The organism is Chryseobacterium echinoideorum (assembly GCF_007474535.1).
GTDB lineage: Bacteria > Bacteroidota > Bacteroidia > Flavobacteriales > Weeksellaceae > Chryseobacterium > Chryseobacterium echinoideorum.
Window position 1 is genome coordinate 92,570 of record NZ_VKNW01000003.1, and the last position, 16,886, is coordinate 109,455.

Here is a 16,886-nt window from a genome sequence, read left to right on the forward strand (position 1 = left end):
ACAATAAAATGTACTTATGAAAAAGATGATATCTGCAGCTGTTTTTTCTGTAACTACTTTTGCTTCTGCCCAAAATCTTGATCTGATCAGAAAGAATTATCAGAAAGCGGTAGAGGACAAAAAAATTTGTAAAGAAATGATTTTTCAGTTTGAGAAGAAAAATAATACCGGAATCGAACTTGCGTATTTCGGTGCATTTCAGGCAGTATGGGCAAAACATACCAATAACCCTTTTGAAAAACTAAGTACTTTTAATAAAGCTAAAAAAAACATAGAAAAAGCTATACAACAGGAACCCGGTCATTTGGAAACAATTTTCCTAAGATATTCGGTTCAGAAAGAAAGCCCCGCATTTTTGGGATATAAAAACAATCTTCAGGATGACAAAAATTTACTTTCACGAAATATAAACAATATAAGTAATTCTTTTCTGAAAGATATGATTATCCAAATTTTAAAAAGTTAACAATGATTCATCAACTCTATCGCAAACAGCAACTTAACTGTACAATAGATGAAGCATGGCGTTTTTTTTCGTCTGCTAATAATCTTTCTAAAATCACACCGAAAGAAATGAATTTTATTGTACGCACCAAACTTTCTGATGACAACATCTACAAAGGAATGATCATTGATTACTTTGTTTCACCCATGCTGAATATCAAAATGCCCTGGCAAACGGAAATCACCGAAGTAGATTTTCAGAAGAGCTTTACAGATTTTCAGAAAAAAGGTCCTTATAAACTATGGAATCACCGCCATGATTTTATCGAAAACGAAAATGGTGTTCTTATGATAGACACTGTAGATTATGAGCTGCCTTTGGGCTTTTTAGGAGAGATTGCTCATGGTCTTTTTGTGAAAAAGAAACTTGAGCATATTTTTGATTACCGCACCAAAGTTTTAGAGGAAATGTTTAACCAAAAACAGAATAATAAAGTATGAATTTTCTGATTGTTATTACCACTTTCTTCGTTATGGAAGGAATTACATGGCTGGTTCATAAATACATTATGCATGGTGTTCTGTGGTCACTTCACCGCGACCATCACGATCACAGCAACGAAGGGAAAATGGAAAGAAATGACTATTTTTTCGTGATTTTTGCAATTCCAACCATTGCATTGATGTATTACGGAACCATCAATGACTTCAATGCCTTTTTCTATATTGCAATAGGAATCACGCTCTACGGAATGGCTTATTTTTTTGTACATGACATCTTTATCCATCAGCGTTTCAAGATTCTTAAAAATACAAAAAATCCTTATCTGCTTGCCATAAGAAGAGGACACAAACAGCATCACAAGCATACCGGAAAAGAAGAAGGAGAATGTTTTGGTTTTCTGTGGGTTCCGGTAAAATATTTTAAAATGTTTTTCAATAAAAGTAAAGTGTAAATGTGGCAGTATACCTATTTAGCAATTAATTTTTTTACCATCGTTATCTGTTTCATTTTTTCTTTTCATCCAAAGATAAAATTTAACAGACATTTTAAGGCATTTATGCTGGCTTCGGTTCTGGTTGCTTCGGTTTTCATAGCATGGGATGTCTGGTTTACAGCCAACGGAGTATGGTGGTTCAATGACCGATATCTCATCGGTGCAAGGCTTTTCGGATTACCGCTGGAAGAATTGCTTTTTTTTATCTGTATTCCTTTTTCCTGTATCTTTACCTATCATTGCTTAGATAAATTTTTCAACCTTGACTGGAACGTAAATATTGAAATAATATTTGTCATTGTTTCGGCAATTGCCTGTTTTATTATTGCTTATTTATTTAAAGACAGAATTTATACCCTTGTCACATTTATGACAACAGGAGCAAGCTTATTAATTCTTTATTTTATTTTAAAAGCAAGGTGGATTGGCAAAGCATCTTTCGTTTATTTTATTCTGATGCCCGGTTTTTTCGCAGTGAACGGAATACTTACCGGAACAGGACTGGAGTCTCCTATTGTAAATTATAATCCTGATGATTTTATAGGATTAAGAATGATGACCATTCCTGTGGAAGATACAGTTTACGGATATGAAATGATTTTATGGAATCTATTTTTCTTTTATAAATTTAAAAAAAATGAGCAAGATTAATATATTTTGGTTCAGAAGAGATCTTCGTCTTAACGACAATACAGGATTAAATGAAGCATTAAAAACTGACCGGAAAGTAGTTCCGGTTTTTATTTTTGATACAGAAATTTTGGATAAGCTGGAAAATAAAGAAGACAAAAGACTTGATTATATTCATCAGTCACTAGATCTTATCAATAACCAACTGAAAGAACACAACACTTGTCTTACAACCTATCACGGTAAACCTCTGGAAATTTTCAAAAAAATCATTGGCGAATTTGATATCGAAACCGTTTTCTACAATCGTGACTATGAACCTTATGGTAGGAAAAGGGACCAGGAAGTTTCGGAACTTTTAGAGGAAAACAATATTGATTTCAAGGATTATAAAGATCAGGTAATTTTCGAGAAAGATGAGGTGGTAAAAGACGATGGGCTTCCTTATACGGTTTACACTCCTTATTCAAAGAAATGGAAACAGCTTTTGAAAAAAAATGAAATAAAAACATCTTCTCCTAATTATAAAAGTTTTCAGACTAAAAAATTTAAAGAAATACACAGTTTAGAAGATATTGGGTTTAAAAAAACAGATTACAGCTTTGTAAAACCTGTATTAAATAAGAAAAAAATAGAATCTTACGACAAAAACAGAGATTTTCCTGCTTTGGATGATACAACCAGACTGGGAATTGCGCTTCGATTCGGAACAATTTCTGCAAGAAAATGTGTAAAATACGCAGCAGAACACAACGAAATCTGGCTGAATGAATTAATCTGGAGAGAATTTTTCATGCAGATTCTTTATCATTTTCCTAAAGTCACTACAAAATGTTTCAAGGAAAAATATGAAAACATAGAATGGAGAAATAACGAAAAAGAGTTTCAACTCTGGTGTGAAGGTAAAACAGGATATCCGATTGTAGATGCAGGAATGAGACAGCTTAACGAAACCGGATTTATGCACAACCGAGTTCGGATGATTACAGCAAGCTTTCTTACCAAACATCTTCTCATTGACTGGCGATGGGGTGAAGCCTACTTTGCAGAAAAACTTTTAGATTACGAACTTTCTTCCAACAACGGGAACTGGCAATGGGCAGCAGGATGCGGATGTGATGCAGCTCCGTATTTCAGAATTTTCAACCCGTACGAGCAAACCAAAAAATTTGATAAAGACCAAAAATATATTAAAACCTGGCTGTCTGAAAAAGATATGAATATCTCTCCTATTGTTGAACATAAATCTGCAAGGGAAAGGGCGTTAGCCACGTATAAAAAAGCTGTTACTCATTAAATAGTAAGAAAAATTTTCGCTTAATTCTCAAGGGATTAGAAAAATATGAAAAAAAATATGAATATGAGTGTATAATTTCTAATGTCGGGCATAGTATTTGTAAATACTGTTGAAGTATGAATATTAACGCCACACACCAAGATATTATGAAAGTTACAGATTTAAAAATTAAAAATCTGGTTGAATACAATAACGAGATTTTTACCATTGCCGAAATTTTTCAGAATAATAATGATTATTTTGTGAGAATTGAAAATGAAAATCACACGATTTCGCTTCCAGCGGAGGAAATTAGTCCGATCAGAATTACAGAAGATTGGCTGGAAAAATTTGGATTTGCTAAAACTTATGCATCTATACACCAGATTCGTTACGAAAGACCGGAAGCGTTTATCAAGTATGATATTGATCTGAGCTCGAAAAAAATCGTAGAAGGATTGAAAATTTATGGAAACAATATCAAATGTAAATACATTCATGAGTTCCAAAATATATTTTCATGTCTTTTTGGAAAAGAAACCAACCATTTCATTAGCTCTTACCACCAAGCAGCAGTTTAAAAACTGCTAATCTCAAAGACCAATCAAATTATATATATTTAAACTTTCTCCGCCAGTTTTGGTGGGGATTTTTTTATGGCTCATTCGTAAATATCAATAAAAAATTTGAAGTTTACTATCAACGCAAAACCATTATTATAATAACGAACTTAACTTATTCTTTTTTTATTACTTGCAATTACCCATTTCTCTCTGTTACAATTGGGACATTTACCTGCATTACCCTGATGTTTCTCTTCCGTAAATCCGCAAAATGTACATGAATAATGCCCTGTTTCATGGATATAAGTGAGAGGATTTTTTAAAGAATTTAACATAATCGGAAGACCATATTTTAAGTGCCTATCATCCTGGTAAAATACGCTTATCTCTCCCGACACTTCTTCAATTGCAGATTCTATCTGTCCCAAGTGAGAAACGCCTCTTAATCGGAGTTCGGCAAAAAACTCATCACTTCCGAGATTTTCTTTTTTAAAATTCTCTATGGCGAAAACTCCGTTTTCTATGAGACAGATAGGCTTCCCTTCAAGAAGATTTTCTAGTTTTTTTGAACTTCCTATTAAAGTCGTTATTGCAGAATATAAGAGAATGATGATGATAAAAACTATTATTGAAGAGATTATTCCCACTTCTTTGTAAAACATAGGATCTCCCGCAGCCGAACCTAAACCAATGATCACAACAAGCTCAAATATTGAAAGTTGTTTTACGCCTCTTTTTCCTAATAATCTTAATCCTATAATAATGGTAAGAAACATTATTACCGTTCTTACCGCAACTTCAGGTATAAATGACCAGTCTTCACTCCCAAAAAATAAAGACTTCCATTCAATAGTTAATATAGTTGATAAATTCACAATTAATTTTAAAAATGATATTCCAAAAAATAAGCCATATCATCATCTATAGTTAACTGAAATATTCGTTTATAATTCAGAGAATGAAATAGTAAAATCTCATTGCAGATAATATTTATTTGTTTATAGGTGAAAAGTTACACGCAGAATGACCGTAAAAACAAAAAATTTTAGGGAAGAATATGAATAGCTTAAATTCATCGTACTTAAAATAAATTTTCAATTCAAATTAAATTAATCTTATTAAGTTGAAAAAACAAAGCAGAAAAAATATTTCTTTTCTGCCTTGAATGATTTTGAAAATTAGTGATGTCTGTTACCTTTTTGATGGTATGAAACATTATTTGGAACCTCTTGTAGTTGATTAATCTTTTGAGTGTTAAGATTTGAATCAAAATGCTGTTCAGATTGAAAAGAATCTCCCGGTGTTTTAAGATTCAATTTCTTACCGTTTCTGTAAAGCTCACCATTGGCAGTACGATAGGTTTCATTCGTCTTGTACCGGTTTCCATCCGGAGCAATAAATTGTTCGGAACTTCTTTTTCTTAATTTTTTTTGAAGAAATACTAAAATTCCTGTTGCAGCTACGCCTAATGCGATTTTTACTGAATTTTTCATATATAAATTTTTGTTGGATTATATGTCATAGGTCATCTTGATTAGTATGATTTCAATCAGACGATTTCAAGCGGATATTTTGTTTTATGTTTTAAAACAAAACTATTGCCATTGAAGAAAAAAGTTCACATATTAATAAAAAAACTGCCTGATAAAATCAGACAGTTGTAAAACTTGAGTTAAAAACATAGATATGACAAATATGGATTAGTAATAATCTATACTTCAAAGCTAAAGTTTTTTTCTCATATCAATTTATGATTGAAATCATGATTCATGATTTATCAACTTTATTCTTTTCCTTAAATAAAAGATAACAACAAAATAAACTTACATTGACTAATACAGCAAACGCATTTGATAATATGATAGGTAATTCATTCTGCAGTATACCATACCAAACCCATAAAGAGAGCCCTGTAATCAAAATAACGAGCATCAGCCAGGAAAGATCTTCCACGTTTTTGGTTTTAATAGCTTTTATAAGTTGAGGCATAGATGCAATCGACGTAAGACCACCCGCAATCAAACCCAAGATATCTGTATTCATAAGTTGATTATTATCCGTTAATAATGATTCCGCCGTTGGGATGCAGAACCTGACCTGTAATCTGTACAGAAGCGTTTGTGGCTAAAAATAAATAAGTGGGTGCAATTTCTTCGGTAGTTGCATTTCTTTCAAGGGGTGGCTTGCTTTTATCTGCCTCTTGCTCACCAAAAGTTTTTTTCGTTAAAGGGGTGGCTACGGATGCTGGCGCAACAGCATTGACTCTGATATTTTTATCTTTAGATTGCAAAGCAAGCGATCTCGTAAAAGAAACGATAGCTCCTTTTGTAGCAGAATAATCAATCAACTCTTCGTGACCTTGATATGCCACTGCAGATGTTGTATTAATAACACAACCTCCGTTTTTTAAGTAAGGAAAAACGGCTTTTGTGAGAAGAATCATTCCTATGATGTTGGTATCGAAAGTTTTTCTAACATTTTCTTCTTTCAGTTTTGATATATCATCACATGGAAACTGTGTTCCTGCATTATTAATAAGAATATCTATCCCTTCAAATTTATCCGAAACTTCTTTAGACACTTTTTCGCAAAAATCATTATCATTAATGTCTCCTTTTATGATGACACATTTTCTTCCCAAAGAAAGTATTTCATTTTTAGTTTCTTCTGCATCCTCATCACCGCTGTAGTAGATTATAGCAATATTTGCTCCTTCCTGTGCAAAAAGTAAAGCAGTCGCTTTTCCTATGCCGCTGTTTGCACCAGTAATTAATGCTGTTTTTCCGTAAAGCTGCAACTTATTCATATTTTTCTTGTTTGGTTTATTTTCAAAAATGAATAAGCAAAACTTGTGCTTAAAACCTTTTAATAAAGTAAATGTGGTATTTTTTATTTGTCGCTTAGAAGTGCATTTGTAAAACTCTTCCATTGAATTTTCGGGGAACCGAATCTCGTACCTAATGCAATAAGCTTATTTTTTATTCCTGATAAAAAATCGGTATTCATATTTGTTTTTTCGTTGCGTTCATAAACCGCTGCTTTTATATAATTATTTCCTTTGGAAATTATAAAAGTTGAGGTAGAACCCGAAGAGTAAAAATGCATAATATTTCCTCCGAATTGATTTCCGGGTAATGTTGAAGGTCTCATCTGCATCATCAAAGAATTGGGATTACTCTGATCTATCATATCAATTCTTACCCAGATATAATCTTTTTTTTGAGGATTAGGCTTTGCATGCAAAAGGATTTTTACATAGTCTCCAATTTGAGGATCTCTCGTTACTGAATGTCCCTCATGATCGCATAGTACAAACTGGATTTTAAATTCAGGTGTATAATTTGACCAGTTATTAATATCAAAAAATTTCTTTTTCGATATAGTAAAACTTTTTTCTAAATCTTCAGGATTTGAATAAGTAACTTTAGTTTCTGTATCATGGTATCCCCCTTTAATCTGATTGGGAACACCGGGAACTTTCTTGTGTTTCATTAAAAAAATTTGTGTTTTAAATAATTTAATTAAAATTTGGTATACAATAAATCATTTATAAAAGATAAAAATATTATGTAAGCTGTGCTACTTTCAAAAACAAGCTATTACCCCTTTTATAGGCCTGTAACAGCTATCATAAATCTTGCCAAACTAATATGGGAAGGATAATTTATCACTTTTTATTGATTTTAAAGTTTTATGAAAAATATTTTTAAAAAATATTGTAATATTTATTGATAAAATATTGCAGGTCACAAAAAAAGATAGTATTTTTGACCCGAAAATTTTTTTTTCATCATTTGTGTTTTTATTAAACCCTGCCAACACTGGCGGGGTTTAATTTTTATATAGCTACAAGAAGTGAGCGTAAATTAATATCTCCTATAAAACGCATAATAATTAAAAAAGGCATAAAATATGCTAACAAATAATAAATCAACCTTAAAAAATATATTATTATGAAAAGTGTATTATGGCTCGTGGCAGTAATCTGCATTGTTGTATGGTTATTGGGAATGTTAAATATAATTCCGGGAATCAGTACAAATTATTTGATTCATGTATTATTAGTTATTGCAATTATTGTAGTGCTCTACAATATTATATCCGGCAGAAGACCGCTGGACTAGACTTTATAATTTCAAAAAATAGAAGCCGGATTTTATCCGGCTTTCTTCATGTTTATGCAGAAAAATTTATACAAAGTAACAAAATATCAATTTTCTTAAGCTATAACCCTATCAGCTTCAATTATAATTAAAATAAAAATAATTTTTATCATAAAAAACTTAAAATCAAACACTTAAAAACAATATAATTGATCCGTTTTATAAATTTTTACGTTAACATTTATAAATGCTACCCACACTTGTTTGCCAAAGAAAATATATGATTCTATATTTGTTACAGGAAAAACATGAGACACTAATCATTTATATATAACTTTTCATCATTCAGTTTTCATGTAGAATATCAGGGTTCGGACAAGCTAGGAACAAGAACCCTGTTCTCTACAATTCAAGGAGAAATTTGATGAAAATCACCATTAACACCACCACATTATATTAATAAAAAATCTAACCTTCTCAGAAGGTTAGATTTTATTTTTTGTCTTATTGTACTTTTAAGAATTATTCTTTTGATCTTCCAGTTCGCTGACTCTTTTTTTAATAAAATCTGCCGGTCTTATACCATTCTGTTCCAGAAAAATATTAGAAAAGCTTTGTCTGTTACTAAAACCTGCAGCAGAAGCAATGTGTTCTATTGAGTATTTTCTCCACTCTTTGTCATGATAAATTTTTTCGGTAGCAAAATTAATTCTCAAAACATTAATGTAAGTATTAAAATTACTTCCTTTATATTCATTAATTACTTGTGAAAGATAAGATGTATTTGTTTTAAACTGTTCGGCAAGTTTTTTCAATGTTAAACCTTGTTCAAGATAACCCTGATTATTTTCAAAATTTTGTATGTCTTTTAATAATTTTTCAACAATACTATTATCAAATTTAATATTTTTCTCGGAGTCTGCTGCTGGTTCTTGTTTTACAGGAATTTGTACAGGCTGGTGTTGTTGCTGCTGCTTTTCTTCCATTTTTCTGAGCAATTCTTCATAGCTCTTTTGAATTTTTTTCTGCTTCTTGAGCCTCATATAAATTACAAAAGCAAGAAAACCAATCACAATCACACAAAACAAAAGCAAAATTTTACTGAAAGAATTGCTTTTTTCTAAGTCTTCTTTTGTCTCTAAAAGCCTCTTGGTATCATATTCTTTATAAACCCGAGTAGATAAATATTTAAAATCAGCTGCAATAATACTATCTGCTTTTAGTAACTGGTTGGTATAATATAGTTCTTCCTTATGATTTTCTCTTTTTTTGTAAAACTCTATAAGTTCTTCATAATTCGTTCTTAATTCTGGAAGAATAAAAGTATTTTTATTGAAGATTGAATCTACTTTTTTATAGTTTTCAACCTCTTTGTCATGATTTCCTAAAATTTCATAGCTTTTTCCTTTATAGTAATAAATGTAGGAAATCCATGTAAAATCATTGACTTTAATTAATTCGGGCAGAGATTGATCAAAATACTGAATAGCCCTGTTATAGTTCTTTTTTCTAAACTCTGAAATGCCTATACTTTTATTGAAATAACTTTTTTCCAAATAAAAATCTTTAGAATCGGGCAAAGTGGTGATAGCATCATTTAATAATCTATCAGCTTCTCCGTTCTTTTTAAGCATCTGATAACATACAATAGCCTGATGTAGAGAATTAAAATAACCTTTTCGGTTATTAAATAACAGATTTTTGTGCAATTTATCACTCAGTCTTGTTTCAAAATATTTAATACATTCAGTAAAAATTTCCAAAGCTTCATCATAATATCCTAAATAACTTTTAACAACACCAATGTGATATAAGTTTTGGTATTTTAAAAAATCATCTTTCGAATCTTTTAGATATTCGTAGGCTTTTAAATATTCTTCTAAAGCCAGCTGAAACTTTCTCTGATTAAAGTAATATATTGCTCCTTTACTGAGAAATGCATCACCAATTAAATCGTCGTTCCTGGATTTTTTAGCTATTACTATTGCACTATCCGCATACTTCAGTTTATTATCTGATGAATATAATATTGCATCTTTATATGCTTGAAAAAGTTCTTTGTAATTATTATCTGACTTCGCTTTCTTTATATATTGATCAATATATACAAATGCTTTTGAATCATTTTCTTCAAAACCATAATATTTCTCTCTCAATTTAGAATAATAATCCTGTGCGTACAGTAATACGGTAAGCAACGTAAAGAAAGAAGTAAAAAATTTTTTAATCATTAGATATCTCCTGACAAATTTTCATCAAAAATACGTAAAAACTATTTATAATACGCTATTTTAGGTTGATCAGTTTAAATTTTAAACACCTTTTTATGATTAATAATTTGTTAAGAAACGTAAAAATTTATAAATCAGCCCCCCTGTTTCTTGCATTGAGTACGGTTTTTGATTACTTTCGACCCATCTAAAATTATCAAATAATAAGTTTAATCATTAATCCTAGTACAATGAAAAACAAGTTTATAGCATTTAGCTTAGCAATTATCGGAATTTGTACAGTTGCCTGCAGGCAATCTGATGAAAGTTTTGAAGAAGATTTTAAAATCTCTAAAGAAAATGTTGAGGAACCTCAAATGACAGCGAGAGACTCTTCAGCAACAGGAATGATCCCTGGAGATCCACCAAGAAACGGTACACACTGGAGAACAGCAGGTAAAAACAAAGATAATCCGAAAGATCATCCAAAAGATACTCCTGAACAAGGAAATCTAATAGTCGTACAAAGAGACAGCCTAAATAGTTCAACAGAAATTATTGATGATGGTAATGGCGGCGGCGATCCTCCGAGAAATGGTACACACTGGAGAACAAGGTAAAAAATATTTTTAATTAATAACTAACTACTTTCTATAATAGGAAAGTAGTTTTTTTTTGTAATAAAAAATTTCTCATTCTTTTACTGATAGGAAATTTTATATTACTGATTGCTTTTTAATTAAGCCTGAATTTTTTATTATAAACATTAAAAAACCTTCCAAAAATTTGGAAGGTTTAGTATTATATTTATAATAATCTGCAAACTTTCTTTTACAGAAGTAATTTTAAAGGGTTTTCCAAATATGTCTTCAATGTTTGTAAAAACTGAGCACCCGTCGCACCGTCTACCACTCTGTGATCACAAGCTAATGAAAGCTTCATGATATTTCCAACCACGATTTGTCCGTTTTTCACAACTGGTTTCTCAATGATTGCTCCTACTGAAAGGATTGCAGCATTTGGTTGATTGATGATACTGGTGAAAGTTTCAATTCCGAACATTCCTAAGTTTGAGATTGAGAATGTAGAACCTTCCATTTCATTTGCTTTAAGACCTTTAGACTTTGCTCTTCCTGCCATATCTTTTACAGAATCAGAAATCTGAGTGTAAGTCATCTGGTCGGTATTTTTCAAAACAGGAACAACCAAACCATCAGGAATAGCTACTGCAACACCAATATTGATATTTCCTCTGTGAATGATTTTATCTCCCGCCCAGCTTGAATTTACCTGCGGATGTTTTCTTAAAGCAATTGCTGTTGCCTTTATAATCATATCGTTAAAAGAAATCTTTGTGTCTGGTAAAGAATTGATTTCTTTTCTGGCCTCAATTGCTTTATCCATATTGATCTCCACCATCAGGTAATAATGAGGGGCAGTAAATTTGCTTTCAGAAAGTCTTTTAGCAATAATATTTCTTACCTGAGAATTCGTTGTTTCTGAATCTTCACCCTGTACAAAATTCAGTGCAACCTGAGCTGTTGCTGAGCTTGAATTCTGAACCGAAGCGGATGATTTTGCAGATGGTTGATAATTTTCAATATCTTTTTTAACGATTCTTCCGTTTTCACCAGATCCTTTTACTGAGCTAATATCTACACCTTTCTCCTGAGCCATTTTTTTAGCTAAAGGAGAAATAGCAATTCTATCAGAAGATGAGTTACTAACAGAAATCTCTTCTTTGCTATCTTCTTCTTTTGTTTCGGATTTTTTTTCTTCAGATTTTTCTGAGGTTTTTGGAGCTGGTTTTGAAGTTCCAACATTAGAAACATCTGTACCTTCAGGTCCGATGATAGCTAAAATTGAATCAACAGGTGCAGCACCCCCTTCTTCTACACCTTGCTTCAACAAAACACCATTGAATTCAGATTCAAAATCCTGAACAGCTTTATCCGTTTCTATTTCAGCTAAAAGATCTCCTTCTTTAACAGTATCACCTACGCTTTTATGCCATTTTGCAACTTTTCCCTCCGTCATTGTATCAGAAAGACGTGGCATTGTGATGACCTCTACCCCTTCAGGAATTTCTGAAGAAGTTTCTTCAATCTCATTAGTATTATCTTCATCTTTAGCTCCTTCTTCGGATTTTTTTTCAGATGAATCATTACTGGGAGTACTTCCATCGGTTAATCCGGAAATGTCTTCTCCTTCTTTTCCAATAATTGCCAAAACAGAATCTACAGCAGCAGCGTTACCTTCCTCTACTCCAACATACAAAAGTGTTCCTTCGATTTCAGATTCAAAATCCTGAACCGCTTTATCCGTTTCTATTTCGGCTAAAATATCGCCTTCTTTTACTTTATCGCCTACTTTTTTATGCCATTTCGCCACTTTTCCTTCCGTCATTGTATCGGAAAGACGTGGCATTGTAATTACTTCTGCCATAATTTAATATTGATTTGAGATTTGAGATTCGAGATTTGAGATTAAGAACTCAAATTCAAACTTCAAATTAATTAATTTTATTAATTTTCTAATTTGTCTAAGAATGGATAATCTTCCTGAGCATAAACGTATTCGTACACTTTTTCAGCATCAGGATATGGAGAGTTTTCCATAAATTCGATACATTCCTCAACGAAATCTCTTGATTTATTATCCGTGGCTTCCAGTTCTTCTTCTGTTGCCCAGTTATTCTCTAAGATTCTTGCTTTGATTAATTCAATAGGATCATCCTTTTTTGCAATAGCAACTTCATCTTTTGATCTGTATGGCTCTGCATCAGACATTGAGTGACCTCTGAAACGGTACGTTCTTGCTTCAATAAATGTTGGCCCTTCTCCTCTCCTTGCTCTTTCTATAGCTTCATAAGCGGCTTCAGCCACTTTTTCAGGATCCATCGCATCTACAGCAAGGCACGGCATTTCGTACCCTAAGCCTAGTTTATAGATATCTTCGTGATTGGCAGTTCTTTTTACAGAAGTTCCCATTGCGTATTGATTGTTTTCGACCACAAATACCACAGGAAGTTTCCAGTTCATTGCCATATTAAAAGTTTCGTGAAGAGAACCTTGTCTTGCAGCACCATCTCCAAAGAAACAGATATTTACTGCTTTTCTGTCAAAGAATTTATCTGCAAAAGCAATCCCCGCACCTAACGGAATTTGCCCTCCCACAATACCATGTCCTCCGTAAAAACGATGTTCTTTGCTGAAAATATGCATAGATCCTCCCATACCTCCGGAGGTCCCGGTTGCTTTACCGCAAAGCTCTGCCATAATCCTTTTAGGGTCTACTCCCATCGCCATTGGGTGAATATGACATCTGTAAGCAGTAATCATACTATCTTTGGTTAAATCCATTGCATGTGTAAAACCTGCAGGAATTGCCTCCTGACCATTGTACAAATGTAAAAAACCTCTGATTTTTTGTTTTAAATAAAGAGAACGGCATTTGTCTTCAAACCTTCTCCACATTGTCATATCTTCATACCACTTCAGGTACACTTCTTTAGAAAATTCTTTCATGTGTTAGCTCTTGCTTATTTATAATGAAATAGTTGAGCAAAAATATAAAAAAACTTTGTTTTTATTATATACAGAGTAATTGTTTTTTTGGTTATAATGTTATATTTACATTTCAGAATTATTTATGGAAGAAAAAAGAACTTCATCACTGCAAATTATATCAAGATTAATCTCAGACTTTTTCAATCCTCTTGTTTCGCTTTTTATTTATTTTGTGTATTTAAGCTTTAAAATTTACACGCTTAAAGAAGCAGTTATGCACTTTCTTCCTATTTTATTGATAACAATTCTGCCGATTATTATTTGGATTTACTGGAAGGTAAAAACAGGAAGGTATACTAATATGGATGTGTCTAACCGGGTTCAAAGAAAAAGTTTATACATTTTTATAGCGGTCTGCATAATTTTGTATCAGCTGTATCATTATATAATGAATGGTTTTGTAGATTTTGTGATGCTTTTTATTCTCATACTCCTCTTTGCGTTACAGTACAGCAATTTGTATATCAAAAGCTCTATGCATACTGCTTTTAATGTTTTTGTTGCGGCATTGTTTTATGATTCTGATTGGAAAGCTGGCTTATTCTGGCTTTTTATTGCGGCTTTGGTAGGCGTTACAAGAGTCATTTTGCGGCGACATACCGTAAAAGAAGTATTTATGGGAGCCGGTATCGCATTTATGGTATCTTTTGTCTATCTTTATTGCAATATTCAATTTCAACACTAAGAATATCTTATGAAAATCAACCATCTTACATCTGCTGAAGAAAATCTAATGAAGTTATTCTGGAAACTGGAAACATTTTACCTGAAAGATGTAATGGAGCACCATCCTGAGCCTAAACCTCATCAGAATACCGTTTCTACTTATCTAAAAATCCTTGTTGAAAAAGGCTACCTTTCAACAGACAAAGAAGGCAGAATTTTCAGATATTCCGTTATAGTTCCTTTTGATGAATATAAAAGGTTTTTGCTGAAAGAACTTTCTCATCAGTTTTTTGATGATTCGGGAAAAGAAATTTTAGACTTTTTATTCAAAGAAAATCTAATCTCGCAAAAAGACCTGCAATCTTATTTTGATTTGAAAATAGAGATGAAACCTGTAAAAATAAAAGAGCCTAGGCTTGAATATGCCGAAGAAATTTTGAATCCCAAGAAAATTAAGAAGGGAAAAGAAAAAAGTAAAGAAAAGAAAAAGAAGAAAAAAGATCAGAACAAAATATAAAAAAAGCGGCTCGAAAGCCGCTTCATTTTTTTACCAACGGTTTCCACCGCCGTTTCCGCCACGGCTGTTTCCGTAACCACCGCCATTTCCACCACGATTGTTACCATAACCACCTCCGCTTCTGTTATTATCGAAACTTCTTCTTGGTTTTTCTTCTCTTGGCTTAGCTTCAGAAACATTAAGAACTTTTCCGTTGAATTCTTTCTGATTAAGCGCGTCAACAGCTTGCTGACCTTCTGCGTCACCCATTTCGATGAATCCGAAACCTCTTGAGCGACCAGTTTCTCTGTCTGTTACGATTTTAGCTGATGATACATCGCCAAATTCTGCAAATAAATCGTGCAACTCATACTCTTTAGTTGCGTAGTTGATGTTTGAAACAAAAATGTTCATTTAAAAAAAATTAAAAAATTAATAAAAATTGGGGATATAAAAGAAAAGCAACATAATAATGAACATAATATTGATTCCAAATATAAACGCCTGCAAGATACAATTAATAATTGCATGGCAAAATATTTTTTTAAATTTATTTTAGTTAATTTTTCAACTAAAGGATTATTTTAATAAAAAGTATTAATTCATCATCAAATTTCCATGAATAAAATTTAAATAACTTCGGTTCGGAATAAATATTTACTATAGTCCTTTGAGTTTCTGAATTTTAACAGTCTTGTCTTTAAAGCATAAATATCTTCCTAAAAAGTAACTTTTATTTCATAACAATCAGTAAATAAATTAAAATCATATATTCTAAAAGGAAAATTTATTGAGAATATAAATTGCTGTTTTAGGATTACTAAATTCAGTTAAGTTGAAAATGCAGCTTTTAAAGTCTAAATTTGTAGTATAATTTTACAACTATGAATTATCATACAAGAAAATGGGTAAAACCTGAAGATCTAAATCCCAATCAGTCCCTTTTTGGAGGACGACTTCTACAGTGGATAGATGAAGAAGCTGCTTTGTACGCAGTAATCCAGCTGGAAAACAAAAAAGTGGTTACAAAATTTATTTCAGAAATCAATTTTGTAAGTTCCGCAAAACAGGGAGATATTATCGAAATCGGTATTGAAGTAACCAGTTTTGGCTCTACTTCTCTTACTTTGAGATGTGAAGTAAGAAATAAAATGACTCATCAGACCATTATTACGGTTGACAAAATTGTCATGGTAAACCTTGATGAGAACGGCAACCCTTTTCCGCATGGAAAAACTAAGGTTGAATTTGTAAAAGACAGAATCAAGCTAAAAGAATGAAAATATTCATAAAAAATATGGTTTGCGGAAGGTGCATTGCAGCTGTTTCAGTTATTTTTGAGGAATTGAATATTAAAATAAAATCTATTAATCTCGGTGAAGTAGAAACAAAATCTGAGATTTCACAGAAAGATACTGAACTTATTGAAAACCGTCTTCTGGAAACCGGTTTTGAAAGAATCAAAGATTCTTCGCATCAATTAACTGGTAAAATTAAAAACATTATCATTCTGAAAATCAGCAATCTTGATATTGAGGAAAATTTTCTGTTATCAAAATTTTTGAGTTCCGAATTATACAAAGATTACAGTTTACTTTCCAAAACCTTTTCGCAAAACGAAAATGTAACGATCGAACAGTTCTTTATTCTTCAAAAAATTGAGAAAGTAAAAGAACTGCTTTTTTACAATGAATTTTCTTTAACAGAAATTGCCGGAAAACTAGGCTATAAAAGCGTTCAGCATTTATCTTCCCAGTTTAAAACAATTACAGGCTTCACCCCTACTGAATTTAAAAAAATGAAAGCTCACAACAGAAAACCGTTGGATCAGATCTGAGAGCTGGAGTATTTTAATGTAAAAAATTATAATTTTAAATTTTACAGCTCTTAAACGCTCATATTCTCCGACTCTGTAATCCGAATATTATAAA

21 protein-coding genes are annotated in these 16,886 nt (G+C 31.9%); 12 read left to right on the forward strand and 9 right to left on the reverse strand.

Going from position 1 to position 16,886, the window contains the following annotated elements; translation table 11 throughout:
* The first annotated feature begins 16 nt into the window (after nucleotides 1-16).
* From FOL89_RS04465 to FOL89_RS04490, 6 genes are all read left to right on the forward strand, one after another.
* Nucleotides 17-466 carry a hypothetical protein gene (locus FOL89_RS04465; protein ID WP_144281652.1) on the forward strand — a complete coding sequence of 150 codons (450 nt, stop codon included), beginning with the start codon at nucleotides 17-19 and terminating at the stop codon, nucleotides 464-466.
* Nucleotides 467-468: 2 nt separating this feature from the next.
* A complete protein-coding gene (locus FOL89_RS04470) occupies nucleotides 469-945 on the forward strand; it encodes an SRPBCC family protein (RefSeq protein WP_144281653.1) in 477 nt (158 codons plus the stop codon).
* Nucleotides 942-1,400 carry a sterol desaturase family protein gene (locus FOL89_RS04475; protein WP_144281654.1) on the forward strand — a complete coding sequence of 153 codons (459 nt, stop codon included), beginning with the start codon at nucleotides 942-944 and terminating at the stop codon, nucleotides 1,398-1,400. Before FOL89_RS04470 ends, FOL89_RS04475 begins: the two co-directional genes overlap by 4 nt.
* Entirely contained in the window at nucleotides 1,401-2,093 is a 693-nt protein-coding gene (locus FOL89_RS04480; protein WP_144281655.1) for a lycopene cyclase domain-containing protein, read from the forward strand.
* On the forward strand, nucleotides 2,080-3,369 hold the full coding sequence (locus FOL89_RS04485; protein ID WP_144281656.1) for a cryptochrome/photolyase family protein: 1,290 nt from the start codon (nucleotides 2,080-2,082) through the stop codon (nucleotides 3,367-3,369). Before FOL89_RS04480 ends, FOL89_RS04485 begins: the two co-directional genes overlap by 14 nt.
* A gap of 116 nt (nucleotides 3,370-3,485) precedes the next feature.
* Nucleotides 3,486-3,929, forward strand: coding sequence for a hypothetical protein (locus FOL89_RS04490; RefSeq protein ID WP_228444856.1), 444 nt, complete (start codon nucleotides 3,486-3,488; stop codon nucleotides 3,927-3,929).
* Between the two features lie 149 nt (nucleotides 3,930-4,078).
* Here the strand turns inward: FOL89_RS04490 and FOL89_RS04495 are convergent, their stop codons facing one another.
* From FOL89_RS04495 to FOL89_RS04515, 5 genes are all read right to left on the reverse strand, one after another.
* The gene (locus tag FOL89_RS04495; RefSeq protein ID WP_228444857.1) at nucleotides 4,079-4,786 is read right to left on the reverse strand and encodes a DUF421 domain-containing protein; all 708 of its coding nucleotides are present in this window, start codon (nucleotides 4,784-4,786) and stop codon (nucleotides 4,079-4,081) included.
* A gap of 303 nt (nucleotides 4,787-5,089) precedes the next feature.
* On the reverse strand, nucleotides 5,090-5,404 hold the full coding sequence (locus FOL89_RS04500) for a hypothetical protein (protein WP_144281657.1): 315 nt from the start codon (nucleotides 5,402-5,404) through the stop codon (nucleotides 5,090-5,092).
* Nucleotides 5,405-5,678: 274 nt separating this feature from the next.
* Nucleotides 5,679-5,954, reverse strand: a complete 276-nt coding sequence (locus FOL89_RS04505) for a SemiSWEET transporter (RefSeq protein WP_144281658.1) — start codon at nucleotides 5,952-5,954, stop codon at nucleotides 5,679-5,681.
* A 10-nt stretch (nucleotides 5,955-5,964) separates the two neighbouring features.
* Complete coding sequence (locus tag FOL89_RS04510) at nucleotides 5,965-6,717, reverse strand: SDR family oxidoreductase (RefSeq protein WP_144281659.1); 753 nt, start codon at nucleotides 6,715-6,717, stop codon at nucleotides 5,965-5,967.
* A gap of 83 nt (nucleotides 6,718-6,800) precedes the next feature.
* Nucleotides 6,801-7,403 (reverse strand): hypothetical protein, encoded by a 603-nt coding sequence (locus FOL89_RS04515; protein WP_144281660.1) that lies wholly within the window; start codon nucleotides 7,401-7,403, stop codon nucleotides 6,801-6,803.
* 461 nt (nucleotides 7,404-7,864) lie between these two features.
* On the opposite strand from FOL89_RS04515, the gene FOL89_RS04520 reads away from it, so the two are divergent.
* The gene (locus FOL89_RS04520; RefSeq protein WP_144281661.1) at nucleotides 7,865-8,035 is read left to right on the forward strand and encodes a lmo0937 family membrane protein; all 171 of its coding nucleotides are present in this window, start codon (nucleotides 7,865-7,867) and stop codon (nucleotides 8,033-8,035) included.
* A gap of 494 nt (nucleotides 8,036-8,529) precedes the next feature.
* Here FOL89_RS04520 and FOL89_RS04525 read toward each other — a convergent pair whose 3' ends face one another.
* Nucleotides 8,530-10,245 carry a helix-turn-helix domain-containing protein gene (locus FOL89_RS04525; RefSeq protein WP_144281662.1) on the reverse strand — a complete coding sequence of 572 codons (1,716 nt, stop codon included), beginning with the start codon at nucleotides 10,243-10,245 and terminating at the stop codon, nucleotides 8,530-8,532.
* Nucleotides 10,246-10,475: 230 nt separating this feature from the next.
* Between FOL89_RS04525 and FOL89_RS04530 the strand changes: the two genes are divergently transcribed.
* Nucleotides 10,476-10,844 carry a hypothetical protein gene (locus FOL89_RS04530; protein WP_144281663.1) on the forward strand — a complete coding sequence of 123 codons (369 nt, stop codon included), beginning with the start codon at nucleotides 10,476-10,478 and terminating at the stop codon, nucleotides 10,842-10,844.
* A 211-nt stretch (nucleotides 10,845-11,055) separates the two neighbouring features.
* On the opposite strand, the gene FOL89_RS04535 is transcribed toward FOL89_RS04530, so the two are convergent.
* Together FOL89_RS04535 and pdhA are read right to left on the reverse strand one after the other, a co-directional pair.
* Nucleotides 11,056-12,669, reverse strand: a complete 1,614-nt coding sequence (locus FOL89_RS04535; RefSeq protein ID WP_144281664.1) for a pyruvate dehydrogenase complex dihydrolipoamide acetyltransferase — start codon at nucleotides 12,667-12,669, stop codon at nucleotides 11,056-11,058.
* An 80-nt stretch (nucleotides 12,670-12,749) separates the two neighbouring features.
* Nucleotides 12,750-13,751 (reverse strand): pyruvate dehydrogenase (acetyl-transferring) E1 component subunit alpha, encoded by a 1,002-nt coding sequence (pdhA, locus tag FOL89_RS04540; RefSeq protein ID WP_144281665.1) that lies wholly within the window; start codon nucleotides 13,749-13,751, stop codon nucleotides 12,750-12,752.
* A gap of 124 nt (nucleotides 13,752-13,875) precedes the next feature.
* Between pdhA and FOL89_RS04545 the strand changes: the two genes are divergently transcribed.
* Together FOL89_RS04545 and FOL89_RS04550 are read left to right on the forward strand one after the other, a co-directional pair.
* Nucleotides 13,876-14,478: a phosphatase PAP2 family protein gene (locus FOL89_RS04545; RefSeq protein WP_144281666.1), complete on the forward strand. Its 603-nt coding sequence runs from the start codon at nucleotides 13,876-13,878 to the stop codon at nucleotides 14,476-14,478.
* A 9-nt stretch (nucleotides 14,479-14,487) separates the two neighbouring features.
* Complete coding sequence (locus tag FOL89_RS04550) at nucleotides 14,488-14,976, forward strand: BlaI/MecI/CopY family transcriptional regulator (RefSeq protein ID WP_144281667.1); 489 nt, start codon at nucleotides 14,488-14,490, stop codon at nucleotides 14,974-14,976.
* 30 nt (nucleotides 14,977-15,006) lie between these two features.
* On the opposite strand, the gene FOL89_RS04555 is transcribed toward FOL89_RS04550, so the two are convergent.
* A complete protein-coding gene (locus tag FOL89_RS04555) occupies nucleotides 15,007-15,369 on the reverse strand; it encodes an RNA recognition motif domain-containing protein (protein WP_089744441.1) in 363 nt (120 codons plus the stop codon).
* Nucleotides 15,370-15,839: 470 nt separating this feature from the next.
* Here FOL89_RS04555 and FOL89_RS04560 point away from each other — a divergent pair, with 470 nt between their 5' ends.
* Together FOL89_RS04560 and FOL89_RS04565 are read left to right on the forward strand one after the other, a co-directional pair.
* Nucleotides 15,840-16,235 carry an acyl-CoA thioesterase gene (locus tag FOL89_RS04560; protein ID WP_144281668.1) on the forward strand — a complete coding sequence of 132 codons (396 nt, stop codon included), beginning with the start codon at nucleotides 15,840-15,842 and terminating at the stop codon, nucleotides 16,233-16,235.
* Nucleotides 16,232-16,792 carry a helix-turn-helix domain-containing protein gene (locus FOL89_RS04565; protein WP_144281669.1) on the forward strand — a complete coding sequence of 187 codons (561 nt, stop codon included), beginning with the start codon at nucleotides 16,232-16,234 and terminating at the stop codon, nucleotides 16,790-16,792. The genes FOL89_RS04560 and FOL89_RS04565 overlap by 4 nt, the downstream gene beginning before the upstream one ends.
* The last annotated feature ends 94 nt before the right edge of the window (nucleotides 16,793-16,886 follow it).